The 26,420-nt window shown below is 60.2% G+C and carries 26 protein-coding genes; 12 read left to right on the top strand and 14 right to left on the bottom strand.

The genetic code is table 11. The features are described from left to right. Positions 1 to 2: 2 nt before the first annotated feature. Entirely contained in the window at positions 3 to 1,355 is a 1,353-nt protein-coding gene (locus B2G88_RS06840; protein WP_087714370.1) for a ribonuclease J, read from the bottom strand. 479 nt (positions 1,356 to 1,834) lie between these two features. On the opposite strand from B2G88_RS06840, the gene B2G88_RS06845 reads away from it, so the two are divergent. Beyond that, positions 1,835 to 4,135 carry an amino acid permease gene (locus B2G88_RS06845; protein ID WP_087714371.1) on the top strand — a complete coding sequence of 767 codons (2,301 nt, stop codon included), beginning with the start codon at positions 1,835 to 1,837 and terminating at the stop codon, positions 4,133 to 4,135. A gap of 6 nt (positions 4,136 to 4,141) precedes the next feature. Here the strand turns inward: B2G88_RS06845 and panB are convergent, their stop codons facing one another. Continuing rightward, positions 4,142 to 4,954, bottom strand: a complete 813-nt coding sequence (panB, locus tag B2G88_RS06850; protein WP_087714372.1) for a 3-methyl-2-oxobutanoate hydroxymethyltransferase — start codon at positions 4,952 to 4,954, stop codon at positions 4,142 to 4,144. 135 nt (positions 4,955 to 5,089) lie between these two features. On the opposite strand from panB, the gene B2G88_RS06855 reads away from it, so the two are divergent. Further along, entirely contained in the window at positions 5,090 to 5,326 is a 237-nt protein-coding gene (locus tag B2G88_RS06855; protein WP_054862922.1) for a DUF5822 domain-containing protein, read from the top strand. Here B2G88_RS06855 and B2G88_RS06860 read toward each other — a convergent pair whose 3' ends face one another. Beyond that, the gene (locus tag B2G88_RS06860; protein ID WP_054862902.1) at positions 5,327 to 5,848 is read right to left on the bottom strand and encodes an HAD family hydrolase; all 522 of its coding nucleotides are present in this window, start codon (positions 5,846 to 5,848) and stop codon (positions 5,327 to 5,329) included. 92 nt (positions 5,849 to 5,940) lie between these two features. Then, a complete protein-coding gene (locus tag B2G88_RS06865) occupies positions 5,941 to 7,236 on the bottom strand; it encodes an HAD family hydrolase (protein ID WP_087714373.1) in 1,296 nt (431 codons plus the stop codon). A 144-nt stretch (positions 7,237 to 7,380) separates the two neighbouring features. Between B2G88_RS06865 and gfcR the strand changes: the two genes are divergently transcribed. Both gfcR and B2G88_RS06875 read left to right on the top strand, forming a co-directional pair. Next, complete coding sequence (gfcR, locus tag B2G88_RS06870; RefSeq protein ID WP_054862923.1) at positions 7,381 to 8,034, top strand: transcriptional regulator GfcR; 654 nt, start codon at positions 7,381 to 7,383, stop codon at positions 8,032 to 8,034. A 392-nt stretch (positions 8,035 to 8,426) separates the two neighbouring features. Continuing rightward, positions 8,427 to 8,636 (top strand): hypothetical protein, encoded by a 210-nt coding sequence (locus B2G88_RS06875; protein ID WP_054862904.1) that lies wholly within the window; start codon positions 8,427 to 8,429, stop codon positions 8,634 to 8,636. Between the two features lie 221 nt (positions 8,637 to 8,857). On the opposite strand, the gene B2G88_RS06880 is transcribed toward B2G88_RS06875, so the two are convergent. From B2G88_RS06880 to phoU, 3 genes are all read right to left on the bottom strand, one after another. After that, on the bottom strand, positions 8,858 to 10,933 hold the full coding sequence (locus tag B2G88_RS06880; RefSeq protein ID WP_087714374.1) for a PQQ-dependent sugar dehydrogenase: 2,076 nt from the start codon (positions 10,931 to 10,933) through the stop codon (positions 8,858 to 8,860). 248 nt (positions 10,934 to 11,181) lie between these two features. Continuing rightward, complete coding sequence (locus tag B2G88_RS06885; RefSeq protein ID WP_054862908.1) at positions 11,182 to 12,156, bottom strand: cupredoxin domain-containing protein; 975 nt, start codon at positions 12,154 to 12,156, stop codon at positions 11,182 to 11,184. 341 nt (positions 12,157 to 12,497) lie between these two features. Next, a complete protein-coding gene (gene phoU, locus B2G88_RS06890) occupies positions 12,498 to 13,169 on the bottom strand; it encodes a phosphate signaling complex protein PhoU (RefSeq protein WP_054862909.1) in 672 nt (223 codons plus the stop codon). 168 nt (positions 13,170 to 13,337) lie between these two features. On the opposite strand from phoU, the gene B2G88_RS06895 reads away from it, so the two are divergent. After that, the gene (locus B2G88_RS06895) at positions 13,338 to 13,787 is read left to right on the top strand and encodes a universal stress protein (protein ID WP_054862910.1); all 450 of its coding nucleotides are present in this window, start codon (positions 13,338 to 13,340) and stop codon (positions 13,785 to 13,787) included. 108 nt (positions 13,788 to 13,895) lie between these two features. On the opposite strand, the gene B2G88_RS06900 is transcribed toward B2G88_RS06895, so the two are convergent. After that, positions 13,896 to 15,359 carry an RtcB family protein gene (locus B2G88_RS06900; protein ID WP_087714375.1) on the bottom strand — a complete coding sequence of 488 codons (1,464 nt, stop codon included), beginning with the start codon at positions 15,357 to 15,359 and terminating at the stop codon, positions 13,896 to 13,898. 186 nt (positions 15,360 to 15,545) lie between these two features. Next, entirely contained in the window at positions 15,546 to 16,796 is a 1,251-nt protein-coding gene (locus tag B2G88_RS06905; RefSeq protein WP_054862911.1) for an RNA-guided endonuclease InsQ/TnpB family protein, read from the bottom strand. A gap of 166 nt (positions 16,797 to 16,962) precedes the next feature. Between B2G88_RS06905 and B2G88_RS06910 the strand changes: the two genes are divergently transcribed. Then, a complete protein-coding gene (locus B2G88_RS06910) occupies positions 16,963 to 17,403 on the top strand; it encodes a hypothetical protein (protein ID WP_087714376.1) in 441 nt (146 codons plus the stop codon). Between the two features lie 73 nt (positions 17,404 to 17,476). Here B2G88_RS06910 and B2G88_RS06915 read toward each other — a convergent pair whose 3' ends face one another. Both B2G88_RS06915 and B2G88_RS06920 read right to left on the bottom strand, forming a co-directional pair. Next, positions 17,477 to 18,547, bottom strand: coding sequence for a DoxX family protein (locus B2G88_RS06915; RefSeq protein WP_245835373.1), 1,071 nt, complete (start codon positions 18,545 to 18,547; stop codon positions 17,477 to 17,479). A gap of 148 nt (positions 18,548 to 18,695) precedes the next feature. Continuing rightward, positions 18,696 to 19,142 carry an archease gene (locus B2G88_RS06920; protein WP_087714378.1) on the bottom strand — a complete coding sequence of 149 codons (447 nt, stop codon included), beginning with the start codon at positions 19,140 to 19,142 and terminating at the stop codon, positions 18,696 to 18,698. Between the two features lie 141 nt (positions 19,143 to 19,283). Here B2G88_RS06920 and B2G88_RS06925 point away from each other — a divergent pair, with 141 nt between their 5' ends. The 3 genes from B2G88_RS06925 to B2G88_RS06935 all read left to right on the top strand — a co-directional run bounded on the left by B2G88_RS06925 (position 19,284) and on the right by B2G88_RS06935 (position 21,965). Continuing rightward, positions 19,284 to 19,760 carry a GNAT family N-acetyltransferase gene (locus tag B2G88_RS06925; RefSeq protein ID WP_087714379.1) on the top strand — a complete coding sequence of 159 codons (477 nt, stop codon included), beginning with the start codon at positions 19,284 to 19,286 and terminating at the stop codon, positions 19,758 to 19,760. Positions 19,761 to 19,848: 88 nt separating this feature from the next. Further along, positions 19,849 to 21,024 carry a DNA primase small subunit PriS gene (gene priS, locus B2G88_RS06930; RefSeq protein ID WP_087714380.1) on the top strand — a complete coding sequence of 392 codons (1,176 nt, stop codon included), beginning with the start codon at positions 19,849 to 19,851 and terminating at the stop codon, positions 21,022 to 21,024. After that, the gene (locus B2G88_RS06935) at positions 21,021 to 21,965 is read left to right on the top strand and encodes a hypothetical protein (protein ID WP_087714381.1); all 945 of its coding nucleotides are present in this window, start codon (positions 21,021 to 21,023) and stop codon (positions 21,963 to 21,965) included. The genes priS and B2G88_RS06935 overlap by 4 nt, the downstream gene beginning before the upstream one ends. Before the next feature lie 14 nt (positions 21,966 to 21,979). On the opposite strand, the gene B2G88_RS06940 is transcribed toward B2G88_RS06935, so the two are convergent. Then, positions 21,980 to 22,165, bottom strand: a complete 186-nt coding sequence (locus B2G88_RS06940) for a hypothetical protein (protein ID WP_054862912.1) — start codon at positions 22,163 to 22,165, stop codon at positions 21,980 to 21,982. Between the two features lie 90 nt (positions 22,166 to 22,255). On the opposite strand from B2G88_RS06940, the gene bcp reads away from it, so the two are divergent. From bcp to B2G88_RS06955, 3 genes are all read left to right on the top strand, one after another. Further along, positions 22,256 to 22,717: a thioredoxin-dependent thiol peroxidase gene (gene bcp / locus B2G88_RS06945; protein ID WP_054862913.1), complete on the top strand. Its 462-nt coding sequence runs from the start codon at positions 22,256 to 22,258 to the stop codon at positions 22,715 to 22,717. Between the two features lie 113 nt (positions 22,718 to 22,830). Further along, the gene (locus B2G88_RS06950; RefSeq protein ID WP_054862914.1) at positions 22,831 to 23,304 is read left to right on the top strand and encodes an Lrp/AsnC family transcriptional regulator; all 474 of its coding nucleotides are present in this window, start codon (positions 22,831 to 22,833) and stop codon (positions 23,302 to 23,304) included. Positions 23,305 to 23,427: 123 nt separating this feature from the next. Then, the gene (locus B2G88_RS06955; RefSeq protein ID WP_087714382.1) at positions 23,428 to 23,697 is read left to right on the top strand and encodes a HalOD1 output domain-containing protein; all 270 of its coding nucleotides are present in this window, start codon (positions 23,428 to 23,430) and stop codon (positions 23,695 to 23,697) included. Between the two features lie 163 nt (positions 23,698 to 23,860). Here B2G88_RS06955 and B2G88_RS06960 read toward each other — a convergent pair whose 3' ends face one another. Both B2G88_RS06960 and B2G88_RS06965 read right to left on the bottom strand, forming a co-directional pair. Continuing rightward, positions 23,861 to 26,125: a CDC48 family AAA ATPase gene (locus B2G88_RS06960; protein WP_087714383.1), complete on the bottom strand. Its 2,265-nt coding sequence runs from the start codon at positions 26,123 to 26,125 to the stop codon at positions 23,861 to 23,863. After that, positions 26,122 to 26,370: a DUF7127 family protein gene (locus tag B2G88_RS06965; RefSeq protein ID WP_087714384.1), complete on the bottom strand. Its 249-nt coding sequence runs from the start codon at positions 26,368 to 26,370 to the stop codon at positions 26,122 to 26,124. Before B2G88_RS06965 ends, B2G88_RS06960 begins: the two co-directional genes overlap by 4 nt. Positions 26,371 to 26,420 lie beyond the last annotated feature (50 nt).

A 26,420-nucleotide genomic window follows, 5' to 3' on the forward strand; every position in this document is an offset into this window, starting at 1 on the left:
GATCAGTCGACGAGCTGGATGAGGTTGCCGTTGCGCGTTACGTGGATGTCCCGTCCCATCTGGTAGCCTTCGCTCTCACAGAGGCTGACGTAGCCGGAGAGGCCTTTCAGGTCCTGATGAGCGGGGATGATGTTCTGTGGCTGGAGCGCGTCGAGCATCTCGTAGTGGCCCTCCTGGTTGAGGTGGCCGGAGACGTGGATGTCGTCGTAGATGCGGGCACCCTGCATGCCGAGCAGTTTCTCGGCCTGGTAGCGCTGGCCCTCGTTGGTTGGCTCCGGAATCACGCGTGCGGAGAAGACGACCTTGTCGCCGTCATCCAGTTCGTACGGTGTCTCGCCGCGGGCCATGCGGGTTAACATTGCGCGTGGCTCGCCCTGGTGACCGGTGACGACGGGCAGGAAGTTCTCCTTGCCCTCGTTCATGATCCGTTTGAACGTACGGTCGACGGACTTGCGGTGGCCGAACATGCCCAGATCGTCCGGGAAGTCGACGAAGTCGAGTCGCTCTGCGGTGCCCGAGTACTTCTCCATCGAGCGACCCAGCAGAACTGGCTGTCGGCCGATATCCTTCGCGAACTCGACCAGCGAGGTCACACGCGAGATGTGACTCGAGAACGTCGTGGCGACGATCCCGCCGTCGTAGTCCTCCATGCTGTAGAGGACGTCCCGGAGGTGTTCTCGAGCGACGTTTTCAGAGGGTGTCCGGCCCTTCTTGTTCGCGTTGGTACAGTCCTCGATGTAACAGAGGACACCTTCGCCTTCGCGGCCGATCTCACGGAAGCGCTCCATGTCGATGGGGTCGCCGATGACGGGCGTGTGGTCCATCCGTTTGTCGAGGCCGTAGACGATTGCGCCCTCGGGCGTGTGAAGCACTGGGTTGATCGCGTCGATGATCGAGTGGGTGACGTTGACGAACTCGAGGTCGACGTTACCGGAGTCGCCAATCGACATCGTCTCGCCGGCCTCCATCTTGATGAGGTCGTTTTCGACGCCGAACTTCTGCTCGCCTTCGATCTGCTGTTTGACGAGTTCGATTGTAAACGGCGACGCAACGATTGGTGCGTCGTATCGGTGCGCGAGTTTCGAGATGGCACCGATGTGGTCGAGGTGGCCGTGCGTTGGCACGATTGCCTGCACGTCGCCCTCAAGGTCACTCATGACCCGGTCGTCTGGGATTGCGCCCATATCGATCAGGTCGAGACTGTGCATGCGCTCGGTTTCGACGTTGTCGTGGATAAGAACCTGCGAGAGGTTCAGACCCATGTCGAAGATAACGACGTCGTCACCAGCGCGGACAGCAGTCATCTGCCGTCCAACTTCTTCGTAGCCGCCAATGGTTGCGATTTCGATTTCCATGGTTCGTTGTACTGAAAGCCGCGTTCGTGGACTCTCATCGAAACGGTCCGCGGACTCCTGGTTATGCGGCCCCGGCGTCTTGCAGCTCGTCGGCCACGTCAATCCCGCTATACGTCCGGGAGAGGGTGAATCCCTCGGTTCTCACGCCTGTGAGCTCCGAACGCACTTGCCCGCGGGTCTCGGTACTTGCTCCTACACGCCCAGGTGTTAAAAACACAGTGGGTTGTCTCGGATCCGTCAGACGCACCTCGAGCCAGCACTCGAGTCGTCGTTTCTGGACTGCTTCCCACTGTACGTGTAACTCACTGGTGACGTGTCGATTGCTGTGGGCGCCCACAGACGGGTCTTGCCTGTTCGATGTGGTCAAATGGCCTGAAAAAACCGAGATTTTATTTTGGATTTCAATTCAGTACCGGCAAAAGACACACTCGGTTCCGAAATGGGAAGGCTTCTTACCTTCCGTTCGAAAGTCGTGTGCAATGACGAAGGATCTCGAGCGTGACCTCGGGTTAGGTGCCGTCATCGCGATCAGTATGGGGGCGATGATCGGCAGCGGTATTTTCATCTTGCCTGGTGTCGCGATGGCAGAGGCCGGGCCAGCCGTCATCCTCGCGTTCGTGATCGCAGCGATACTGGTCGTTCCAGCGGCGCTTTCCATCGCTGAACTGGGGACAGCAATGCCCGAAGCGGGCGGCGATTACGTCTTCATCGAGCGGGGGCTTGGCCCCTCGTTCGGGACGATTGCAGGGCTTGGAACGTGGCTCATGCTGATGCTGAAAGGCTCGCTCGCACTGTATGGCGGCATGTTCTACATCAATTTCATCTATCAGTTGCCGACGTGGGAACTCGCGATTCCCCTTCTCGAGGCGACGCTACCGATCCCCGGCGTTCGCGCGCTTGGAATCACGTTCGCCCTCATTTTCATCGGGATCAACCTCATCGGCGTCAAACAGACTGGCGGCATCCAGTCGATTATGGTCGTCATCATGCTCGTGATCCTCGGCGTGTTCGTCGCTGCGACAATCGTACAGGTCGACGGCGCGAACTACGACGGCTTCTTCGATGAGGGAATCGACGGCATCCTCGGGGCGACAGCCCTCGTACTCGTCTCATACGCCGGGGTGACGAAGGTCGCTGCCGTCGCCGAGGAGATTGAGAATCCCGGGCGAAATCTCCCACTCGGGCTTTCGATCTCACTCGGCGTCACTGCGTTCTTGTACGCTCTCATCGTGTTCGTTCTCGTCGGCGTCATGGAAGCCGACGATTTGGAGGGCCACAACGAACCAATGGCAGAAGCGACACGACTGCTATTCGGTGAAACGGTGATCGGCGGTGTCCCGATTGGGGGACTCGCGGTCGGTGGGATTATTATTGCTGCCGTTCTCGCACTCGTCAGTACCGCAAACGCCGGCATCCTAACCGCCTCGAGATATCCACTCGCGCTCAGTCGGGACAAGCTCTTTCTCGAGCGCTTCGAGTACATCCATCCGCGCTTTAACACGCCGACAGTCGCCATCCTGACGACGGGTGCGGTGATCATCTTCATCGTCGCCACCCAGAACGTCGACGAAATCGCGAAGATGGCCGGCGCGTTCCAGATTCTCGTCTACATCCTCGTCTGTGGCGCGCTCATTGCGTTCCGCGAGCGCGACCTCGAGTGGTATGACCCCGACTTCCACACGCCGGGCTATCCCTGGGTGCAACTGTTCGGCATCCTCTCGGGGATCTTCATCATCACGCAGATGGAAGCCCGCGAGATTCTTGGCTCGATTGGAATCGTTATTCTGGGCTTCCTCTGGTTCAAACTCTACGCCGCGGACAAGGTCGACCGCGAGGGCGTCGCCAAGGGGCTTGCCCGCCGCGAAGCCGGTCGTCAGTTCGTCCAAGATACGGAAGAACAACTCGAGCGCGCCGACGAGTTCGAGATCCTCATCCCGATTCGCCAAGACGTGACTCGGGAGCAAGAAGACGCGCTGATCCACATGGCCGCACCGATTGTCAGACAGCGCGGCGGGCACATTCGCGTCGTGCGTTTCGACGAAGTGCCGGATCAGGTGCCACTGGATACCGCCGCGGCGGAACTCTCCGAAGCCGACGTGGAGTTCGAACAGCGAACCGACGAACTCGTGTGCGACCTCGAGGTGCCCGTCGAAGTCGGCGAAATTGTTAGCCACGACACGCGCCACGCGGTCGTGAACTTCGCCGAGCGCTCGAGTGCGGATCTCATCCTCGCTCGCCAGGAGGCGACCAGCCGACTCGGGACGCTGTTTGGCCGGGATACGGACTGGATCATGGAACACGCGCCGTGTGACGTGGTCTTCGTCCAGCACGAGCAACGAACCGACATCAACGAAATCGCCGTCGTCACCGACCGTAGCCCGTTCAACGACCCGCTAAAGGTCGAACTCGCGAACGCGATGGCTGACGTGCTTGGTGCCCGCATTCGGTTCCTCTTTGCCGTCGACGAGAGCGCACCCGAGGAACTACTCGAGACAATCGAGGACTACCACGACGAACTGGACGACCTCTGTACCGTCCCCGTCGACTCAGCCATCGTTCGAACCGACGACGTCGTGTCCAGCCTCTCGAGCGAACTCGAGTCGTCCGATCTGGTGATGTTGAGTACGGTCACACACCGTCGGCTTCCGGATCTGGTCGTCGAACAGCGCTCGGATCGCCTCGCAGCGGCGATTGAACAGCCAGTCTTGCTGGTTCACTCGAAGCAGACGCGCCGTGGATCGTTCCTGCGACCGATCCTCGACCGCCTCCTGTTCAACTGAGATGAATCAATAAATTTCGTCGAGGTCGGCTTCCTCGTGACTGTGCTCCTCAGCAGGAAATTCGCCGGACTCGACCGCGTCAACATAACCGTCGACGGCTGATTCCATCTCCTCGCGGACGTTCCCGAACTGTTTTGCAAAGGATGGCGACCACTCGCTTAGCCCGAGTGCGTCGTCGACGACGAGCACCTGCCCGTCACAGTCCGGCCCGGCACCGATCCCAATCGTTGCCATCTCGACGGCGTCAGTGATCTGTGCCGCGAGATTCGAGGGGACGTGCTCGAGAACGAGCGCGAACGCGCCTGCCTCGTCGTGGGCCTGTGCAAGCTCGAGGATGCGTTCGGCTTCTTTCGTCTCAGTTCCCTGCCGCGGATAGCCGCCGTACTGATTGACGTGCTGGGGCGTCAGTCCGAGATGTGCCATCACCGGAATCCCGAGTTGGACCATTTTTTCAGTCAACTCGACAGTGTGGGGGCCGCTCTCGAGTTTGACCGCGTGAGCACCCTCTTCTTTGAGCATTCGTCCGGCATTCTCGAGGCTGTCTTTCTCGTCGACACCGACAGAGAGAAACGGCATATCAGCGACGACGAGGGCGTCATCCGTGGCTCTCGAGACGGCGCCGACGTGGCGAGCCATGTCGTCGACGGTCACCGGCAGTGTCGTTTCGTGGCCGAGCGAGGTGTTCGCAACGCTGTCGCCGACGAGAATCACGTCGACGCCCGCCTCATCGACAATTGTCGCTGTCGGGGCGTCGTAGGCCGTCAGCATCGTGATCGGTTCCTCGCCCGTCTTCGCTGTGAGATCCCGAACGGTAGACATACCCACAGATTCACGCCCGCCGAGTAAACAGCATCGTTCTGTGCGTGCATGTCGCAAGGGGGTCGACATGGGAAACAGACACCACCGAACAGCGAACCCGCGAGGCTTAAGATGGCTCCCTCGGGAGTGTCAACCGTGCCAGAACCCGTCGAAACGAGTTCACCCGACGGCGTCGACTACGGCTGGGTGATGCAGACGACGTTCGTCATCACGATCCTCGTGGGCGCGCCCATCGTCGCAATGCTCTCGATCAACGTCGACCTGCCGACGTGGGCCTCCCGCGCCGAGTTCGCTATCCGCGTCGGTGCCGTCGTCTGGATTGTCGTTGCACTCGCGGTGTTCGCCTACGCCAAGCGCCATCAGGAAGAGTAACTACTCAACGTACTCGAAGGCCGTTCCCGCCCGCTCGGCCGTCAGTTCGTCCCGCCTCGAGTCGCCGACGAACACCGTCTGGGCAGGCTCGGCCTCGAGTTCGCGAACAGCGGTTAACAGCGGCTCTGGATCCGGTTTCTGCGTTGCGACGCTATCCCGGCCGACAACAGACTCGACTGCTGAATCGAGGTCGTGAGTCTCGAGTGCGATCCGACACGCAGCCTCGCAGTTGAGCGAGCAGACGCCGACGGGAACCGTCCGGTCAAGCAGTTCATCGGCGTGTGCCAGACGTGGCGCGGCGCGTGCGCCCTCGCGTTCGTGGGCCGCAATAGCGGACTCGACGGCAGCCTCGAGGCCGACATCGGTCGCAGCCTCAAGCATTCCCCAGAGGCCGTCGCCGGGTGGCGTTTTCCCGGCTTCCTCGTAGACCGCGGAGACGTCGGTTGCAACGGCTCCCCAGTCTACCTCGAGGTCGACTAACGTCCCGTCCAGATCGTAGACGACGGCGTCGTATGTGCTCACAGCTACGACAGTATAGGAGCGGCAAGAGAATATATGTACTGCCAGCCCGCGGTCCCGCGGGTGGTGACAGTCATCAGGGCACTCCGAGCCGCTCAGTTGAGTCGCGCCAGCCGATTGAGCGCGTACACCGTCCGCAACACGTCGACGCTCTGGCCCTGATCGAAGACGAGTTCGTCCGTCTCGAGGACGTGTTCCAGGGTCTCTCTCGAGGCGTGTTCGGGCGCAGCCGAGATACCTGCGTTGGTGTCGTCGACCCACTCCATGACGCGCAGGTCGCTTTTCGAGTCGCCCATCACGAGCGCGAACGGATCGTCGATTCCTAACACGTCGAGTGCGCGCTCGACGCCAACGACCTTGTTCAACTCGAGGCTGCCGATTTCGGCGGCATCAGCTTCGTAGTAGGCGACGTCGATTCGCTCGAGTGTGTCTGCAATTCGGTCGGGAACTTCCTCGGCATCGCGGTCTGGATAGACGCCTTCGCTCTCGAGGACGGCCCGGATTTCGGGGTCCTGTGCGGCGTAGAAGGCGCGGGTCCAGTCGACGATGGTCTCGTCGCTGATCTCGGTTGGACCGTCGTCACCGGCGGTTTCGGTTTCAGTTTCGCCGTCCAACTCGAGGGCTGCCCTGACGGCGTCGGCGAGCAGGTCGATGAGGTAGACCAGCGCCTCGTCGATGACGGCGCGAGCGTCCGACGACCCGGTCTCGTAGTTGGGTTTCATCGTGACGTTGAACTCGTTGCCCTGCAGGTGACAGCCACGCCGAAGCGTCTCGGGTGCTTCGGGAAGGATACGCGAGCGAACGTCGTCGAAGACCGTCCGAATCTCGTCGTCTAAGTCCTCGTAGAGCAACTGCTTCGTCTCTGCGCCGTGGCCCGGCGTGAAGACGCCAGTGCCCGCCTCGTAGACGATGGAGAGCTCTCCCGAGTGGACGATTTCGCTGCCAAGCCCCTGGATTGCAAAGCCCTTGACGTTCTCTAAGGTCTGGCCCGTACAGATGACAATCGGCACGCCAGCCTCGTGAAACTCCGTCAGGACGTGTAGCGTCTCGCGGGGGATTTCGTTGTCCGTTCCACCGGCCGACCGCAGCGTCTCATCGACGTCGAGGACGAGCACGTTCACCGCGCGGCCGTACTTGGCCTCGAGATCGAGCGCGGTAAAGGCCTGATCGCGGTCGGCCCACGAGGCGACTTCCGCGAAGGTTTCGCCGGCCGCAAACCCCGACCGAATCTCGTCTTTGCGCGCCTCGAGTTCGTCCGTCGCTTCCTGCCAGTGATCGAGGGCGACACGGGAGTCGACGGCCGGGAAGACGTCGACAAACTCCTGATACTCGCGTAGCGTCTTCGTGTCGTACTCGTCGTAGAGCCGGTAGACGAGGTCGTATCGCTCCATGATAGCACCAGACGCTGGCAGAGGGATAATCGTTTGCAGTTCACTCGAGTGTGTTCGCTGGCACGGAAGGCTGTGACTGTCAGCGCAGGCGAACAATTGGCCGACGACGACACGACTATAAAAATGGCGCTCGAAGCGTCGTTTATGAAAAACGTCGACGACCTCATCGAGAGTGCGGCGGAACTCGCAGACCGCGGGCTTTCGAAGGGCGAGATTGCAGACGAACTGAACGTCTCCCGTGAGACGGCAAGTTGGCTCGTCGAACGCAGCGGCTCGACCACCCAGCTGTCGGGCAATGGAACGACTACCACTGACGCATCAGCGAGCGGGCCACAGGATATCCACGTCGACTGGTCCGCCATCGGTCGCGACAGCAAGCGACTGGGTCACATCGCGACGGCGATGGCCGACCTGCTCGCCAAACACGGCGAAGACGTCGACCTGACAGTCGGCATCGAGAAAGCCGGCGGCCCGATTGCAACGCTCATCGCCCGCGAACTCGAGAGCGATATGGCGTCGTACACGCCCGCAAAACATCAGTGGGAAGAAGGCGATATCGAGGATCTGGGCGGGACGTTCTCGCGGAATTTTGCGACGATTCGGGACCGCGAGTGCTACGTCGTTGACGATACGATTACGAGCGGAACGACGATGCGCGAGACAATCGAAGCAATTCGCACAGAGGGTGGCGAACCGCTTGCCTGCGTCGTCCTCGCGGACAAACAGGGCGTCGAGGAGATCGACGGTGTTCCCGTCTACTCGCTGTTTCAGGTTATCAGCGTCGGCAAAGACGACTGATCGGCTCCGTTGGATCGTCTTCGCGACCACAGACGGACTTGTTTGTAGTCATCGCCGGATGCGTTTGGCTGCTCGCAATTGTCAAGCCCGGTTCCGCACGTGAGGTCCAGTCAGAACGTAGTATTTAAAATCGCCGGCGACTCGAGACAGTTTCATCGCGTTTCAGTCGCTGTCGACACCGGTGGTGCGGTAACACAGATTTTCGCCGCTGAAACAGTCCACACAGGAGCCTCAGGGGCCGTGATTTCGAGGCCTCGTCGCGTCTCTCCCGGCTGGCCCCCTCGAAGATGGCAGTCTCGAGCGTAAGAGTTGGTTGGTCGAACACTCACTCGAGTCAGTCTATTATAGGTCGCTCATTCTCTTGATGACCGGCGTCCCGTTTCCGGTGGTACATGACTGACCGACTCCGACGCCGACGACTGATTGCACTGAGTGGTGCCGTCGCCGCCACCGCACTCGCAGGCTGTGGCGACGAGGGACCGGGCGAAGAAGAGCCGACAGAGGGTGAAGACCCCGTCGATGAAGACGACCCTGCTGCCGAAGACGAAGAAGAGGACCCTGCCGCCGAAGACGAAGAAGACGAAAGCGACGACGACCTGTAGGCCGGTCACTCGAACGCACCCTATTGCCGACGTTCACGGCCTCTTTTTACAGCGACACGCAGTGCTTGCAGCGGATAGTGCCATAAAAAACAGTGAGAACGGCCTCGAGTGACTCTCGGCGAGTCAGCGGCGAGGGGGGGGTATACTACCGGACAACAGTCAGTGACGATGTTCGACCAAACGGGAGGTCGAAAATCTGTCACTCGTTTTGTCCAGCGGTATTAGGCGATGGCGGTTTCGGGATCCTCGCCGTTGGTGTCGTTGTCGTCGTCTGGGTCGTCCTCAGCCATTGCATCGTCGTCCTCGTAGTCCTCGTCTTCTCCGTCTATCGGTTCGTCCTCGGCCTCTGGGTCGTCTTCCTCATCTTCGTACTCGTCTTCTGCAACGTCGTCCTCGGGCTCATCCATCTCGTCGTCTGCGTCGACGAGTCGGTAGACGTACCCCTCGCCCTCGACGGTGGAGGTGTCCGAAGTAAGGACGTATACTTCACCGTTGTGGTCGCGGCCGAAGGCGTAGACGAGTTGCGTGAGCAGCCCGTTCTCGACCACGTCGCTGTTGCCCTCGAAGGTGACCTCTTCCATCGACCAGAGATCGACCTCGTCGGGTGGGTAGTAGGGACTCTCCTCATCAACGACATCGTCGTCCATCTCGTCGTCAGCATCGACGTCGTCGCCGTTGTCGTCCATCGCCTCCTCGTCCGTCTCGTCGTTTTCGTAGTCGTCGTCGGCGTCGTCTACTGCCCCATCGTCGTCGGCGTCGTCCGCTTCGCCGCGGTCGACGTCTTCGTCGTCGCCGTTTTCGTAGTCGTCATCCTCATCGGCGTACTCGTCGTCTTCGTAGTCATCGCCGTTTTCGTAGTCATCCTCATCATCGGCGTACTCGTCGTCTTCGTACTCCTCGTCTTCAGCATCGTCCTCGTACTCTTCATCCTCATCGTCGACCAGTTCCTCGTCCTCGCCGTTGGGCCAGTCTTCGGGCGGTTCCGCGATGAACACGCGGCCGCCGCCTTCGCCGTTCCAGCTCCAGTCGCCGAAGACGTATGATCCCTCGAGGCCGGGGACCTCACTCCCTTCGTACATACGCCCGCCGACGATGGCGACGCCGATGCGGTCGCGGTCATCGCCCTGCGTGCCGGCATCTCCGTACTCGTCGGCGTAGCGACCTATGTCGGCTTCCTGTGGATACTCGATAACGGGGCCGAGTAACGGTTCGCCGTCGCGGCCAGGGCCGGCATCGCCCTCGACCGTATCTGGGCAGTCTTCCGGTGGGTCTTCCGGAGTGGCGGGGTCGAAGCAGTGGGTTCCTTCCCAGACGTTCCAGCCGTAGTTGCCGCCGGCCTCAACGTGGTTGATGGTTTCGAACAGCGCCTGGCCGACGTCGGCCGCGAGCAGTTCGCCGTTCTCGAAGGACATTCCCCACGGGTTGCGGTGACCCCAGGACCAGTATTCGTCGAGCTGGCCCTCCTCATCTACCAGCGGGTTGTCGTCCGGAATGCCGTAGTTGCGCTCGTCGTCCTCGCCGTCGACATCGAGACGCAAGATTCCGCCCAGCAGGTTGTGTTCGGTGTCCTGTCCGTTGCCGCCCGCAATCTCGCCGTACCAGTCGTCGACGTGTCCCTCATCATCGTCGCCGCCACCGCCACCGTCGCCCGTTGCCATATAGAGATAGCCGTCCGGCCCGAACGCAATCGGCCCCGCGTTGTGGTTGAACTGTGGCTGTGGCACCTCGAGGAGGATTTCCTCTGAATCGGGGTCGGCCGTCTCGTTGTCGTCGTCGGCGTGGAACTCCGAGAGACGCTCGAGGTGGTTGACCTCCTCCGGCACCTCTGCACCGGGTGCGCCGTACTCAGGCTCCTCGCCCTCGGCACTATACCGAACGAAGAAGCGGCCGTTTTCCTCGAAATCCGGGTGGAACGCGAGTCCAAGGAGTCCGCGCTCGTCGAAGGCTTCCTCGATGTCGGCCATCCGTTCTTCGATGTCGAGGAACGGCTCATCCTCGAGGCCGTCGTCCGTGAGGACGTAAACCTGGCCAGTCTGGTCGACAACGAATCGACGGTCAGTCTCCTCCTCGGCCGTTACAAAGTCAGTCGGCGCGGTCAGTCCCGACGCAACTTGCTCGAGGCCGACAGTTGGCCCCTCGGCGAAAATCGAGCCCTCCTGCACGCCCGCTGCCTCGAGTGCTGCGGAGGACTGGCTCGAGCCGGCCGCAGACGTTGCTGCGACGCCGACAAGCGACGATGCTGCGGCCGCTCGAAGTACTGTTCGTCTTGCTACTGATCGGTTATCATTGTTGCTCATGGTGTGGCTTGTCTGAGTTGGTGTCTCTACAGTCACTCTTCACCCGTTCGTGACCGAGACAACACGCGTTCCGTGGTATTCGCCACCAATAAACAACTGAGATCGTTCCTCTTGTAACACTGACTTGTCTTCCCACTAGCCGTGATTGGCCGCGACAAATCTGTGACTGACTAACGAAAGTCGAGACTTCCAGCGAGAAATACCCGATTCGACGGGACCGTCCCGTCTCCGCCTGTGCGTCACGGCGACTACGTGTCAGTCTCCGTTTCTGCGTCCTCGTCCCCTGTAACCTCGATTTCCCCTTCAGCACCCGTCTCCTCGTCGCGGTAGGTCACGAGTTCAGGTGGGGCAGCAAACGTAATCGCGCCTGTCTCCCCCACCTCGAGCGCCTCCGAGCGAAGGAACTCCTCGCCGTCGTCCGTCTCGAGGACGAGTTCGGTTGCCTGCTCCTCAAGGTCGTCGTCCGCATTGTCTGTCGCTGTCTCCTCTGCATCGTCTTCGTCCGTCTCCTCCGCATCGGTGTCCGTCTCCTCGCTCGCCTCGAGGTCGTTCGTCCAGGTGAGAACGTAGGCACTGCCTGCCTCGAGTTCGAGGGTTGGATTCACGTCGTCTGTCTGCTCGTTCTCGTCGTCTGCCTCCAAATCCTCATCATCAGCGTCTATCTCGTCCGATTCCTCGAGAATCCAGCCATCGTCCTCGAGCGTAAACTCGAAGTGTTCCTCGACGACAGCGGCGAATTCCAGTACGGTCTCGTCTGGGTCGTCAGCAGTGTCCTCGTCCTCGTCTTCGCCTGCGTCACCGAGTTCGACGTCACCACGCATCGACTGAGGATGTGGTGCACAGTAGTACTCTGCCATCCCCTCTTCGGCGGTGAATTCGACGGTCTGTGTTTCGCCCGATCCGGAGATGATCTCCGTCTCGACCAGATTCTCACCGTCGTCGTCCTCGATCACGAAGTTGTGACCGACGCCGTCTTCGTTCTCCCAGACGAGGACGTACTCCGTGCCAGCCTCGAGTTCGAGCGTCGGATTTCGCTCGCCGTCGATGTCGTCCGGTTCGACGCCAACCCAGCCGGTTGTCCGCCCCTCGAGAACGATATCTGCGTCGTCCTGCAGCCGTGCCTGTGTTGTTGCGCTCCCAATGCCGACTGCGAGACCCGTTGCAGCGGCTGCTCGGAGGAGTGTCCGCCGAAGTGTGCCCGTGTGTGCGTGTGAAGTTGTCATTGCTATCAGTCACCCCATAACCCCAGAGAATGGGTTCTGAGACCATCCACAGACAGGGCCGAGCCAGCAATAAACCGCGCCGACTGTTTTCGCCTTTCACGACATCTATCAGCCCTTACTGGACAGTAACTCCGAATTAGTACGCTAAGATGGCGTCTCCCTTGAGACAACAGCGGTGCACTCCTCCACCAGAGACACGAAAGCACTGCCGTCGGCTGGTATTCAGTGAGTTTCCCGCCGATTCGAGACACTCGAGCGAATCAGATGGACCGTTAAACGGCAGTTCCGAGCACCCGCGACCGTTCTACGGGTGCACCGGCAAACCGGTACAACAGACGGTATTAGTAGATGAGTTCGTCGTCGTTTTCGACCATATAGAGCGTCCGCGCCGCGATATTGACCGCGTGGTCACCGACCCGTTCGAGATCACGAATCGTCAACAACAGTCGGGAGACATCTTGGAGCAGGCGTTCGACTTCGTCGGCTTCCTCCAGTTCACGCTCGATCAGGTCCCGAACGACGATCCCGCTTGCACGCTCAGCGAACTGATCGATATCGTCGTCGCGATTGGCCAGTTCACGACAGGTGTCGGTATCTTCCGTATCGTAGGCCACCATCGCCGTTTCGACCATCTCGAGGGTCATATCGCCCATCGCCTGGACGTCGACGTCGGGAAACAGTTCCTGTTCCGACTCGAACGTATACTCGCCGAGATTGACCGCGAGATCGCCGATCCGCTCGAGGTCAGTGATGATCTTGAACGATGCAGCGATAAATCGCAGATCGCTTGCAACAGGCTGTTGCAGCGCGAGCAAGTCGATACAGTCTTGCTCGAGATCGAGATACATCCGATTGATCTCACCGTCGCCTTGCATCACCTGTTCGGCGAGCGCTTCGTCTTTCTGCTCGAGTGCGTCGAGCCCCATGCGAAGCCGTTCCATTACGACCTCGCTCATGTAGAGGATATCCTCTCGGAGTTCCTCGAGTTTTTCTTGATATGATTTCCGAGCCATAGTCCACCGACCTTTCCGGGCGGCAATATAGCTTGTGCTCGCTGTAGCTCGGCGAAACACGCCGTGGAGACGGGCACTGGCCCACTCGCGTCGGGTACGTACGAAAAACTGCACCAGCAGCAACGACTATACGAGCGTCTTCGTAACTACTCGAGTAGAATACAAACAATGGGAAATACGATTATTATCCCGACGGATGGGAGCGAATACGCTGAAAATGCAGCTGAAGTCGGATTCGACATTGCTGGAAAGATGGACGCGACGATTCACGCACTCGCCGTCGGCGACCTAAATCTCACCCAAATTTCCTCAGTCGGCGGCCCACCGCCGAAAACGAAAGACGACGTCACCGAACTTGCCGCCGGCTGGGCGACAGACCTCGTCGAACTGGCCGAAGACGCCGCGCTCGAGGCTGAAGCAGTTGTCCGCGTCGGAAAACCAGCCGACGAAATCGCCACCTACGCGGGCGAGATCGACGCCGACATGGTCGTCATCGGAACCGCTGGCCGCAGCGGCCTCGAGCGTCGCCTTATTGGTAGTGTGACGAACGAAGTCGTTCAGACGGCTCCCGTTCCAGTTGTGACGGTTCGTCCAGACGGTTCGGTCGACGCAGCCTGAGACGGCTGACAGTCGCCTCCCAAAACGCTCAAAATCGGGCCTTCAGCGCTGTCTCTCGGTTCGTCAGCGAGAACCGATGAACGCCGACGATATCCCCTCTGAGTGTCCCTATCCCTTGATATTGCAGACGGGGAACGTCCGCGCGACCTTGTCACCAATGCCGAGCGCATCCGAGACCCGGACAACCTCGTCGACGTCTTTGTAGACGCCCGGGGCCTCCTCGGCGACCGTTGCACCGGACTGTGCTTTGACGTAGATCTGATCCTGTTCCTCGAGTTCGTCCTGGACGTCGCCGCCCCAGAACTCGTTTTTCGCTTGCGTGCGACTCATTAGCCGGCCAGCACCGTGGGCCGTCGATCCGAACGTGAGGTCCATCGAGTTCTCGCCGCCACGCAGGACGTAGCTGCCCGCGCCCATGCTGCCGGGGATGATCACCGGCTGGCCGACATCGCGGTAGGCGCTTGGAACCTCGGGATGACCGGCGGGGAACGCCCGCGTGGCACCCTTCCGGTGGACGTAGAGTTCACGTTCCTCGCCCTCGACAGTGTGTGTCTCCTTCTTTGCGATATTGTGAGCCACATCGTACAACAGGTCCATCTCCATCTCCTCCCACGAGCGGTCGAAGACGCGCTCGAAGACCTTGCGCGTGCGGTGCATAATGAGTTGGCGGTTGACCCACGCGAAGTTGATCGCCGCGTTCATCGCCCCGTAGTAGTCTTCTGCGAGTTGGGAGCCCGCCGGAGCCGCTGCGAGTTCCTTGTCCGGCAACTCCTCCAGGAGGCCCTGATGTTGCTGTTCGATCTTGCGCAGGTAGTCGTTACACGTCTGGTGACCCAGCCCGCGCGACCCACAGTGAATGAGGACGACGATCTGGTCTTCCTCGAGGCCGAACGCCTCGCCTACCCCGTCGTCGAAGACGTCCGTGACGCGCTGGACCTCGAGGAAGTGATTCCCCGATCCGAGCGAGCCGATCTGGTTCTTCCCGCGGTCTTTGGCTTTCTGGGTCACTTTGTCGGGATCGGCGCTCTCTCGCCTCCCTTCGTCCTCGCAGTGCAAGAGATCGTCTTCGACTGCGTGGCCGTTCTCGAGTGCCCAGTCGACGCCGCGCTCAAGAATCTCCTCGACGGCGTCAATGCCGGACTCGACGATGCCGCCCCCGCCGAGACCTGACGGAACATTGGCAAACAGGGAGTCAACGAGTTCCTCCTCGTTCCCCTGGACCTCCTCGTACGTGAGGTTCGTCCGCATCATTCTGACGCCGCAATTGATGTCATAGCCGACCGCTCCCGGCGAAATGCAGCCGTCCTCGGCGTCCATTGCGCCGACCCCGCCCACGGGGAAGCCATAGCCCTGATGGCCATCTGGCATACAGATCGCGTGGTTCGTGATCCCCGGCAAGTGGGTCGTATTTTGGAGTTGCTCGAGCGTTTTGTCATCCGAAATCTCCTCGAGCAGTGCTTCGCTGGCGAGGACGCGTGCGGGGACGCGCATGTCTCCCTCCTGTGGAACCTCCCAGACGAATTCACGCACCTGCTCGAGCGTGATGCCGTCGGCGTCGAACGTGTTGCTCATACGCGATACTCACACTGCAACGGTGAAAGATGTTCGTCTCTCGGTCGCTGTCCTGTGATTCGCAGTTCGTTCGCAGACGTATCTATGGAATGGTACAACTCGTGTTTGACCCGTCGGTGGCTTGGTGACATCCTCCTCGCCGTAAACGGCGAGGCTTCCCGTACCGCAGGTGGGATATTTGCCGGTCTACGACACGGCCTGTTCTCTCGTGTTGAACGTCCCGCTCTCGCGGTCGAACAGGTATGTCGATGGCTGTGCCACACAGCCGTTACTCCTATCCTCACCGTGAGGACTCGGAGTTATCTTCTGCCGCATATTCTCTGCCCCATTACAATCCGCGTTCCCGACCAACTCGCACGACGAGCAAACGTACAGGCCGCGTTCGACACGGTTCGACTTCGTGTCGTCACCACACCGTGAACAGGTCTTACTGGTGTCCCACTCGTTCTCCTTCAGCACCTCGACACCACGTATCTCGCCTTTGTATTCGAGGTACTGGTAGATGCGGTCGAACGCCCACGAGTGCAACTTCTTGTTGCCGGTCTTGCCCCAGTCGGACTCTCGTACGTCTTCGGGCCAACTCACTGCGAGCGTCCCAACACCGCGCTCGACACACTCGGTAATAATCGTGTCCGTGAGGACGTGGTAGAAGTGTGTCTCTCGGTCAGCGAGTTTTCGACGTGCCCACATTGACTTCTCTGATGGGCCGTTCTCACCCTCAGTATCGTACTCGGCTCGCGTAAAGTAGTGCTTGTCTTCTTTGAGCGAGTTGCCGGGGTAGAGAACGTATTCGTCGGGGAATGCGACCGTGGCGAGGTTTTTGATGCCGAGATCGATTCCCGCCACTTCGCCGTCTGCGGAGTCGGTGGTTTCGAGTTCGACTTTGCAGACGAAGTGCAGTTCCCACCCGCCCCCATTCCAGACAGCACGAACGTTCTGCACTTTGTTGACTTCTGCGAGGTCAACGTCTGGTCGGGTCTGATACTCACAGAGGATGAAGTCCGAAAAGTGTTCTTTGAGGTTCTTCCCCTTTGAGAGTCGGACGCGGTTGTTTTCGGGGTCGTGTTTGAACCCGTCTGCTTTGAATGTGACCGTGCTTCGTGGCCGGGTGTCGCCGTGTTTGCGGTAGCCGGGTGGATTCGCCTCTGGTTCTTTGTGTCGCAGGTCGAACCACGACTGGAAAGCGTCAGAAAGTTCTTCGATGACTTTCTGACTGGATTGTGCGTTCAGGTCTTTCCAGCACGACTGGTTCTTCATGTACGATTTCAGCACGCCTTCGTCTGGGATCTCGCCGGTCGCATCCCAGATACGGTCGGCTGTCCAGCGTGCAACATTCCAGATTTTTGAGGCGGAGCCTCCGAGCGAATCGAGGCCATCGCAGACCTGTCGGTGGTTCTGGATGGAACCAACGTAAGTGCGAGTGACCTCAATCGCCATACATAGTCTATGTAGCTGAAACGATAAAATAGTTTGGGTTAGCGTTGAATATCCAGTCTGCTATCGAGCGGTGGTTTGCGTAGTTGAGTGACGCGATTCACGCCCGGCGTAAACGCCGGGATTCTCTCGCTGTCAGAAGATAGTAATTTCGTCCCTCGGAGACGATATGCACAGACGTCGATTCCTCGCAGCGGCCTCGAGTGCTTCCGTGGGCGCAACAGCGGGCTGTCTCGAGCGCCTGCCAGTCATTGGATCGGGCGTCAGCACGGACTTCGAACTCGAGTCCACCGGGTACGATATCGACGACGAGCCAGCGGTGACTATCGACGGCGAGACAGTTGTCGCCGAGGGAACGGTTCAATACGGCTCGAGCAAGTGCGGGACGGTCGAGTTGGCCCACGCTGCATACGAAGACTCACAGGATCGACTCGATGTGCTCGTCGTCGCGGCCGACGATTCGGGGTTCACCATGGCCTGTACGGACGATCTCGTCGCATCCGGCTATCGACTCGAGGCCACAGTCTCTGGCCGACTCCGGCGGGTTTCGGTGACGGAACATCACGTGTTCGGTGAGACGTACTCGACGACGGCGTCGGAAAACGGGTGATACTACTGGATAACAGTCAGTGACGATTTTTGACGGCCGAAAATCTGTCACTCGTTTTGTCCGGCAGTATGAGTTACTCCGTAGTTGCCTCGGTTGGTGTCGCATCCGCCCGCTCGGCATCAGTTGCGAGGCGCTCGAGTGTGCCGTCGATGGCGTAGGGACCGCCACCAGTAATCAACAGCGCGGAGGCCATCCCGAACAACGCGACGTGAGCGAGGACGGGGTCGTCAGGGAGCGCAAAGAGCGTTAGCGTGAACATCGTAATCGCGGTCGCCGCGCTCGCGCGGGTGAAAAAGCCGAGAATGAGCGCGATGCCGAGTGCTGTTTCGGCGAGGCCGGCCCCCATCACCCACAGTTCCGGCGCGACGGGGATGACTGCAGTCAGGTCGTATCGGTCGACAACCGCGAGTGCGAGTGCTGGCTGGAGGAGTTTCTGGGTCACCCCGAGGAAGATGAACGTGGTACCGAGGCCGAGTCGTACGACTGTCGGGAACAACCGCTCGTAGGGGTCGATCCGGGACTGAAATGCGTCTGCCCAGTCGTGAACCGGGTCCAGTTTCCGGTAGACCGTGCCCCGCGTGCCTGCGATGCGTTGCAGGACGTGATCTGCGCTCGGCCGGCCGCTGCCGATGAGGGCAAGTGCGGCGAATCCACCGATGAACTCGAGTTGGAGCAAAAGCGTCGGCCAGATGGCGACGCCGACGAGATACGTCGCAAGTCCGACCAGCGCGACGAGTCGCGTCGCGAAGCCAAAGAGCAGCAGAAAGCCGAGTCCGACCTGCAAGAGTCGAAGGTCCACCTCGAGTGCGGGGCTGATGAAGTAGCCACTAAAGCCCGCGCCGATCAGCGGAATGCCAAGCGAGATGCGAAGCAGCCAGGGGACGTAGTCACTGTACTCTCGCATGGCAAAGCGAAACACGCCGATATCCTGCTGGAGCGGGCGGATGGCGAGATAGCCGCCGAGAACGGCGAGAGTCGCGACTGCGCCGCCGAGCAGCGGCCCGACGACGAACGGATCAGTCAGCGCCTCGGTAAGAAACTCCACGAGGCCGACGTCCTGTTCCTCATCGACAACGTACTCCTCGTGTGCGCTTACGGACGATGTCGCGACGAGCAGACTCGAGAGGGCGATGAGGGTCACGATCCAGGCGCGGTACAGCCGTGTGTACTCGCGGGGCTGCGAGCCGCGGGAACGGGACTGAAAGCGAGTGGATGCGATCACTGTCGAGCGTACATCAAGTGGCGCCAATAAGCTTCGTACGGCGACAAGCTCTTTCGCCGTGACGAAGCACCTAGACGTCAAAAACAACGTAGGCGGACCAGCCATCGCCGTCATCGATGCGCTCGAGTGTCATTTCGGAGTAGGTGACGGCCTTGATCTCGCGGGCATCGATGGCAGACAGTGGGACGCCGCGAGCGCTGGCCTCGAGCGTCCACTCGTCGGCACCAGTGGCGTTGTCGTCCGCCGAAGCGTGCTGTATCGACTCGACGCAGTGGTCAACCGGCAGTTCGACGCGCACGTCTCGCAGGTAGATCAGTTCGTCGAGGTAATCGAACAATAGCGCCTCGCGACTCTCTGCGGAGACAGTTAGAGAGAAGCGCTCGCCCGTGTCGGCCGGAACGTCATCGCACGACGCGGCGGCCAGCCCGTCCGCGACAGCCGAAACGACCGCCTCGAGTGTGTCACCGGTTGCGGCGACTGCGATATCTGCTGTGTGATCACGGAGTTCGTACGCCATTGGAGAGGCTTCGGGAAGCGGTCTGGTATGTTCGTCGGTTCCGCTGTTGCAGTCTCTTCTCGCGCCGAATATATCGCTCAATGTAGATGTTCCGATCTATAGGCGGTGGAATTATATTGGCAACAGTGTTAGGAAGGGGTAGTGAGCGTCAATATCGACAGTCGCGTCGTCGCGCCGGGCAGCGACGACTTCGTCGAGGATGCCTGGGACCTCAAAGAGCAGATCAACAGGCAGGAAGGCGTCCTCAAGCAGCGACGCGACTTCTTTACCGATGCCTATCGACGCTCGACGGTATACTGTTACGTACAGGACAGCGATTTCGTCGGCTTTGCGGCCGTTCGACGCGACGGCTACATTCTCTTTCTCGCGGTCGATCCCGACTACCGTGGCAACGGAATCGGCAAACGCCTCGTTGCCCGCGTCGCCGACGACCACGATACCATCACCTGTCACGCACGCACGAGCAACGAAAACGCACTCCAGTTCTACGAACACCTCGGCTTCGAAATCAAACGCCGGATCGACAACTACTACGAGGACAGCGGCGACGCCTACTACCTGAAACTCGGCTCCGACGTCGGGATTACGGATCGACTGTCGGATCTCATCCGGCGCTAATCGGCCCCTGGCCCACTGCCAGAGAGATCGTCACGAGCACCAACATTCGGCAGGATTATACGGACCCACCCCCGACCACTCGAGTCGTATGGAGGAGCGAACGCGAGCGTATCTGCGGGGGCGATTTCGTGACCATTACCGCCGGACGGAGATTACACCGCCACCTGCAGCCAACGAACGCGAGTGGGGCTTTATCCCCTGGACTGAGGGGCCAGATACAACCATGGTCCGTCACCGTTCGCTACTCGAGTTAGGCGATCTCTCCGAATTTCTCGTCCGAAAGCGCCCGCGCCACGTTTACTTCTCCGCGGGACACTTTCGGGATCCGGGCGCGAGTTCGATGCACGCCAAAGACTGGCAATCTGCCGATCTCGTCTTCGATCTCGACGCTGACCACCTCCCGAACGTCACACTCGGCGAGGATTCCTACGCGGAGATGCTTGCAACGTGTAAAGATGCCCTCATCCGATTGCTCGAGTTCCTCGAAGACGACTTCGCATTCGAAGATATGCAGATCGTCTTCTCGGGTGGCCGGGGCTACCACGTCCACGTTCGCGATACGAACATCCTCGAACTCGACCGCGAGCACCGCCGTGAAATCGTCGACTACGTTCGCGGCATCGGCCTCGAGTACGAGGAACTGATTGAGACTGAAACCGTCGCCGGACTCGGGCGAAAGACGCCCACCGAGCGCCGAACATTGCAGATCGAGGGCGGCTGGGGCAAACGAACCCACGAACACTTCATGGCCTTCGTCGACGAGTTGCTCGCGATGGACGAAGACGACGCCCTCGAGCGCTTGCAGGCGTTCGACGGCATCGGCGAGGGGAAAGCCACGGCGACGCTCAATGCCGCCCGGAACAACCGCGAGGGCCTCGAGTCGGGCAACGTCACCGTCCACACGGCCGTCTCCCAACTTGCCGAACGCTTCGCACAGACGGCTGTCGAACGGGACAACGCGCCGATTGACGAGCCGGTCACGACTGATACGAACCGGCTTATCCGCCTGCCCGGCAGTCTCCACGGCGGCAGCGGCCTGAAGACGGTTCGACTCGAGCGTGACGAGATTGCGGATTTCGACCCGCTTACCGACGCAGTCCCCAAGACGTTCACAGGCCAAGAGATCGCTGTCGACGTGACTCAGGGTGGGGAGGTCGACCTCGGAGGAGATAGTTTTACAATCGCGGCGGGTGACCAGTCACTCCCAGAGTACGTTGCCGTCTTCTTGATGGCTCGTGGCAGGGCAGAAAAGGAAACAGAATGAATTTAGACGAACTACGCTCGGTCCAGAGCAAGGAGCGCCAGAAAGACAGTCTCCAGAACTTGCGCCCCTCGTTCTATCAGGAGGTCGGCCAGTATATTTCCGATCTCGAGGACGAGCGAGATCAGGCCGCCGAGCGTGCGACGAACCCGTTTTCTTCGCCGGAAGTCAGTCACCTGACCGACGAAATCGAGACGGCCAAAGACGTCGTCGAAGCGATCTACGAGCGCCGCATGGGCAAACTCGTCAAACAGGCCAGTCTGGCAGCAGCTGGGATGGCGGCCGACGACGAGGGGCTGACGGCCGAGGAAGCCGATCTCTTTGATGACCTCGTCGAGCGCATCGAATCGAACAAAACGCGCGTCCTCGACGTGCTCGAGGGTGTCGAGCCAGCGGTGGCCGACCCGGAACTCGACGACGACGTACCACCAGCTTCACAGTCGGACACAGTCCCCGACAGCGGACTCGAGAACGCACCAGCGCGCACTCCCGGTGACGGTGACGCACCGCCAGTGCCACCTCGAGAGCAAGAGTCATCGGATGGAGAGACACCGGAACCGCCGGTCGACACGCCCTCGGAGGAGTCCTCGAGTGGCGTCTCACCGGCTGATGTCATGGGTGGCGACTCCGGCACATCTCCGGGAGCCGAGACGGACACCGACGCTGGTGAGCCAGCGCCGCCAACGCCACCGACCGACGAGTCTGCTCCGGAACCGTCGCCACCGGCGAGCGAAGAGCCGCGAACGACTGACTCGAGTGGCGAATCGACATCCGAATCGGCACTTGAGCGCGTCACAGTCCGGATCACGCAGGATATCGGCCCGATTCTCGGGATCGACGACCGAGAGTACACACTCTCGAGCGACGACATTGTCACGCTCCCCGAGCAAAACGCGACACCGCTGCTCGAGCAGGATGCAGCCGAATCGCTCGAGGAGAACTGACGACAACGCTCGCCTCAGCCGTTGCTGGAACGAGTCGTGAAGACGAGGCCGATGGCACTCACAAACAGCACAATCCCCAGCAACAGGTGAAACCAGCCGTCGGGCAGAGACGCAGAGATGTCGAACAGGACGTCGAGAAACAGGATGACGGCAATTGAGGCGAATATCGTCGCCTCGAGCGTGCGTGAGTCGCGATCCATGGAAACAGTAGTGGAGTCGGTGCACATAGTGGTTCTGTTGAGTGAATGACAAACCGCAACGATTACGCGTCGTCTCGCGAAGAATGAGGCATGCTCGAGATTGGCGCAGACGCACCCGAGTTCGAACTATCCAACCAGCACGGCGAGACGATTCGCCGGTCCGATTTTGACGGCCAGCGACTCGTCGTCTACTTCTATCCGCGGGCAAATACTGAGGGCTGTACCACCGAAGCCTGCGAGTTCGACGACACGCTGGCACAGTTCGACGCCCACGACGTCGCTGTCGTCGGAATCAGTGATGATCCCGTCTCGGACCTCGAGTCGTTCGCAGACGAGTACGACCTGTCGTTCGATTTGCTGTCGGACGAGGACGGTACGGTTTCGGCGGCGTATGACTCCTACGGCGAAAAACAAATGTTCGGGAACACCTTCGATGGCGTCTTTCGTAACACCTACGTCGTCGATTCCGACGGCCAGATCGACGCCGTCTACGAGAACGTCTCCCCTGACGGTCATGCAGCGGCAGTTTTCGAGGACCTCGAGTCGAAATAAGACTCCTCGAGACGGCCACACAGCGAAGCGACACTGGCTCTGCGGCGCCCGTCAGTTACACGTCGCGAGAAACAGAGTGAAAGAGACATACCGCGCCACGGAATACCCGACATATGACAGTTGATCTCGACCGGACCGACAAGGCCATCCTCCACGTTTTGCAAGACGATGCCCGGAACGTGACGACTGAAGCGATTGGCGAGCGAGTCGGACTTGCCGCAAGCACCGTTGCGAATCGTCTCTCAGCACTCGAGGAACAGGGCGTAATCGAGGGCTATACACCCGTAATCGACTACGAAACGGCGGGCTACGAACAGCACATGTTACTCGTCGGGACGATTCTCGAGGATGACCCCGAAGAACTCCTCGAGCGTGTCAGTACCGTCACCAACGTTATCTCTGTCACGCAACTGCTGGCCGACGAAGACAATATCCACATCGAACTGATTACGAAAACGCAGGAACGTGCCGAGGACGTCGTCAGCGAATTGAACGAACTCGGGATAGAGATCTCAAAAACCGGTGTTGTCACCCACGAAACCGAGCAGCAGTTCAATCACCTCGGTGAAGAATTTACGGACGAGTAGCCTCGAGTCGAATATATTACACTGTCTGTTGCGTTGAGACACGAACGACGCACACCGGAGCCAGTAACCAAATAATCTATTATATCCGACACATTTACACTGTAGTCGGCCATAGCGATATCGATGGCAACACAGCGTCCGGTAACTGATGGTACTGAGTCAGTCGTCCACCGAATCATCGATGGTGTCGCTGCGGTTCAGGACACACAGCCACCGAATCTCACTCGTCCCCTGTACGAAAGCGTCGATCCAGATGCCCTCAAGCGACTTATCGGGCGCTCAACTGACGCCGACCTCGAGATCCAGTTCGAGTACCAGGACTGTCTCATCACGGTCGATGGTGACGAGTCAGTAACGGTGTCACCGCTGCAGAATCGCGAAAACGACGAATGAGGACGTAACAGCGGTTTCTGGACGCTTTCTCCTCCTCAGATACAGACTGGTCCGTTCCAAAGTGAGTTAGCCGACGCAGACTCGAGACGGTGACCGAAAACCGGCCACCGTGGATTGGTGCGTTGGACGCGAATGTGATATCGCGAGTACGCACCACAGCAGATTACTGGAACGTTCGTCCGAGTTGGTCCTGCTGTTGTGGTTCGGCCGTATCGAACTCCGCTTCGATCTCTTCGTACTGCTCACGCGTTTCGGGGGTCACACTGGCGGTGACCTCCTCGAGTGCGTGCTCGAAGTGGTCCGTGCTGATGCGGACATTGCCAATCGTGTCGGTCATCTCCTCGGGATCAACCGAGTTGATGAACTCACGGCTGGCGGCCATCGACGCCTCACGACAGACCGCTTCGATGTCGGCACCGACGTAGCCTTCCGTCTCGCTGGCAAGCCACTCGAGGTCGACTGCATCGGCCAGGGGCTTGTCGCGGGTGTGGACCTCGAAGATGCGCTTGCGGCCCTCCTCGTCCGGCACAGGAACGTGGACGTGGCGGTCCAGTCGGCCGGGGCGGAGCAAGGCGCTGTCGATCAGGTCGGGGCGGTTGGTCGTCGCGATGACGACGACATCCTCGAGTTCCTCGAGTCCGTCGAGTTCGGTCAGCAGCTGGGAGACGACCCGCTCGCCGACGCCGGAGTCGGTCTGTCCCTGGCCGCGTTCGCCCGCGATAGAGTCGATCTCGTCGAAGAAGATCACGGTCGGGGCGTTCGACCGCGCCTTCTCGAAGACCTCGCGGACACCCTTCTCGGACTCGCCGACGTACTTGTTCAGCAGTTCGGGCCCCTTGATGGAGATGAAGTTCGACTCAGCTTCGTTCGCGACTGCTTTCGCGAGGAGCGTCTTCCCGGTTCCGGGTGGCCCGTACATGAGCACACCCTTTGCGGCCTGCATGTCCATCTGCTGGAAGACCTCGGGGTAATCGAGTGGCCACTGGATCGTCTCGCGGAGGCGCTCTTTGGTATCTCCGAGACCGCCAACATCGTTCCAGGTGATATCGGGGACTTCGACGAAGACCTCGCGCATTGCCGAGGGCTGGATGCCCTTGAGAGCCTCTTTGAAGTCGCCCTCGGTCACGCGCAGCGTCTCGAGGACTTCCGCGTCGATCTCGTCTTCCTCGAGATCGAGGTCGGGACGAATCCGACGCAGTGCGTTCATCGCGCCCTCGCGGGCGAGGCTCTCGAGGTCAGCACCGACGAAGCCATGGGTGTTCTCGGCGTAGCGCTCGAGGTCAATCGAGTCGGTCAGGGGCATCCCGCGGGTGTGGACCTGCAGGATTTCCTTGCGGCCGTCCTTGTCGGGGACGCCGATCTCGATTTCGCGGTCGAAGCGACCGCCACGGCGGAGTGCGGGGTCGATGTCGTCGACGCGGTTCGTCGCCGCGATGACGGTGACACGGCCCCGTTCCTCTAAGCCATCCATCAGCGAGAGCAGTTGGGCAACGACGCGTCGTTCGACGTCGCCACCTGCGTCCTCGCGTTTGGCGGCGATGGAGTCGAGTTCGTCGATGAAGATGATCGCGGGGGCGTTCTCCTCTGCGTCCTCGAAGACTTCCCGCAATTTCTCTTCTGACTCACCGTAGTACTTCGACATGATCTCCGGGCCGGAGATGGTCTCGAAGTGGGCGTCGATTTCGTTGGCGACGGCTTTCGCCATCAGCGTCTTTCCGGTACCCGGTGGGCCGTGCAGCAGGACGCCTTTTGGCGGTTCAATCCCCAACTGCTGGAACAGTTCGGGGTGGCGCATCGGCAACTCGATCATCTCGCGAACCTGATCGAGTTCGTTGTCCAAGCCCCCAATATCTTCGTACGTCACATCCGGGACGCCCTCGGGCGACGTGCCAGCGCCGCCGGAACTGACCTGTTCGGCTGGCGTCTCCGAAATATCGATGTTCGTCGAATCGGTGATAACGACGGTCCCACTTGGCGAGGTGCTCGCTATCTTCAGCGGCACAGATTGGCCGGAACTCGCCATCGGTCCAAACGAAAGCGAGAACGGCACCGTTTGGCCCTCGGTGACGGCCTGTCCGCTCAGCTTATCGCGAACGAGCGGGCCGATATCGCCCCGAATTCGGAGATTCTGTGGCAATGCGACAGTGACCGACTTTGCAGGGTTGACGTCCGCGGGCTCGATGTCGACACGGTCGTCGATCCCGACGTCGGCTTCCTGTCGCAGTCGTCCATCGATTCGGACGATCCCGCGACCCTCGTCTTCGGGGTAGCCCGGCCAGACTCGCGCAACGGCCTGGCTCTCGCCACCGCCGCTGATGACGATATAGTCCCCGTTCTCGAGATCGAGTTCCCGCATAGAGACGCGGTCGATTGCGGCCAGTCCGCGGCCAGCGTCTTTCTGTTTCAGTGGTTTGACGGTGAGTTTCATAGATCGTCCTCCAGTTCGATAGTGAGGACCCCGTTTTTGATAAACGTGTGCGCGTCGCTTGCACCGTCGGGGAGATCGAACTCGTACTGTTCGTCGTCAGCGATAACGATAACGGTGCCATCGGCTACATCGGCCGAGGCATCCACAGCCTCCGTTCCGAAATCGACCGCCAGTACCGTCGCGTCGTCGTACTCGTAGCGCCGGGCAACCTGCCCGCCGTCCGAAGTGAATTGCTCGAGAGTCATGGTTCAACTAACTCAAGGTAATCTATGCTACTATAAAAACATTTCGCCAG

The sequence above is a fragment of the Natronolimnobius baerhuensis genome, assembly GCF_002177135.1.
Lineage (GTDB): Archaea > Halobacteriota > Halobacteria > Halobacteriales > Natrialbaceae > Natronolimnobius > Natronolimnobius baerhuensis.

Bases quoted from the DNA above. Each gene is read 5' to 3' on its own strand.
- B2G88_RS06935 (WP_087714381.1), top strand. From the start codon at position 21,021: ATGAATTTAGACGAACTACGCTCGGTCCAGAGCAAGGAGCGCCAGAAA.
- panB (WP_087714372.1), bottom strand. From the start codon at position 4,954: ATGTCTACCGTTCGGGATCTCACAGCGAAGACGGGCGAGGAACCGATC.
- B2G88_RS06840 (WP_087714370.1), bottom strand. From the start codon at position 1,355: ATGGAAATCGAAATCGCAACCATTGGCGGCTACGAAGAAGTTGGACGG.
- B2G88_RS06910 (WP_087714376.1), top strand. From the start codon at position 16,963: ATGCACAGACGTCGATTCCTCGCAGCGGCCTCGAGTGCTTCCGTGGGC.
- B2G88_RS06900 (WP_087714375.1), bottom strand. From the start codon at position 15,359: ATGAGCAACACGTTCGACGCCGACGGCATCACGCTCGAGCAGGTGCGT.
- phoU (WP_054862909.1), bottom strand. From the start codon at position 13,169: ATGGCTCGGAAATCATATCAAGAAAAACTCGAGGAACTCCGAGAGGAT.
- B2G88_RS06960 (WP_087714383.1), bottom strand. From the start codon at position 26,125: ATGAAACTCACCGTCAAACCACTGAAACAGAAAGACGCTGGCCGCGGA.
- B2G88_RS06845 (WP_087714371.1), top strand. From the start codon at position 1,835: ATGACGAAGGATCTCGAGCGTGACCTCGGGTTAGGTGCCGTCATCGCG.
- B2G88_RS06965 (WP_087714384.1), bottom strand. From the start codon at position 26,370: ATGACTCTCGAGCAATTCACTTCGGACGGCGGGCAGGTTGCCCGGCGC.
- B2G88_RS06880 (WP_087714374.1), bottom strand. From the start codon at position 10,933: ATGAGCAACAATGATAACCGATCAGTAGCAAGACGAACAGTACTTCGA.
- B2G88_RS06955 (WP_087714382.1), top strand. From the start codon at position 23,428: ATGGCAACACAGCGTCCGGTAACTGATGGTACTGAGTCAGTCGTCCAC.
- priS (WP_087714380.1), top strand. From the start codon at position 19,849: ATGGAGGAGCGAACGCGAGCGTATCTGCGGGGGCGATTTCGTGACCAT.
- B2G88_RS06885 (WP_054862908.1), bottom strand. From the start codon at position 12,156: ATGACAACTTCACACGCACACACGGGCACACTTCGGCGGACACTCCTC.
- B2G88_RS06895 (WP_054862910.1), top strand. From the start codon at position 13,338: ATGGGAAATACGATTATTATCCCGACGGATGGGAGCGAATACGCTGAA.
- B2G88_RS06940 (WP_054862912.1), bottom strand. From the start codon at position 22,165: ATGGATCGCGACTCACGCACGCTCGAGGCGACGATATTCGCCTCAATT.
- B2G88_RS06905 (WP_054862911.1), bottom strand. From the start codon at position 16,796: ATGGCGATTGAGGTCACTCGCACTTACGTTGGTTCCATCCAGAACCAC.
- bcp (WP_054862913.1), top strand. From the start codon at position 22,256: ATGCTCGAGATTGGCGCAGACGCACCCGAGTTCGAACTATCCAACCAG.
- B2G88_RS06920 (WP_087714378.1), bottom strand. From the start codon at position 19,142: ATGGCGTACGAACTCCGTGATCACACAGCAGATATCGCAGTCGCCGCA.
- B2G88_RS06865 (WP_087714373.1), bottom strand. From the start codon at position 7,236: ATGGAGCGATACGACCTCGTCTACCGGCTCTACGACGAGTACGACACG.
- B2G88_RS06950 (WP_054862914.1), top strand. From the start codon at position 22,831: ATGACAGTTGATCTCGACCGGACCGACAAGGCCATCCTCCACGTTTTG.
- gfcR (WP_054862923.1), top strand. From the start codon at position 7,381: ATGAAAAACGTCGACGACCTCATCGAGAGTGCGGCGGAACTCGCAGAC.
- B2G88_RS06875 (WP_054862904.1), top strand. From the start codon at position 8,427: ATGACTGACCGACTCCGACGCCGACGACTGATTGCACTGAGTGGTGCC.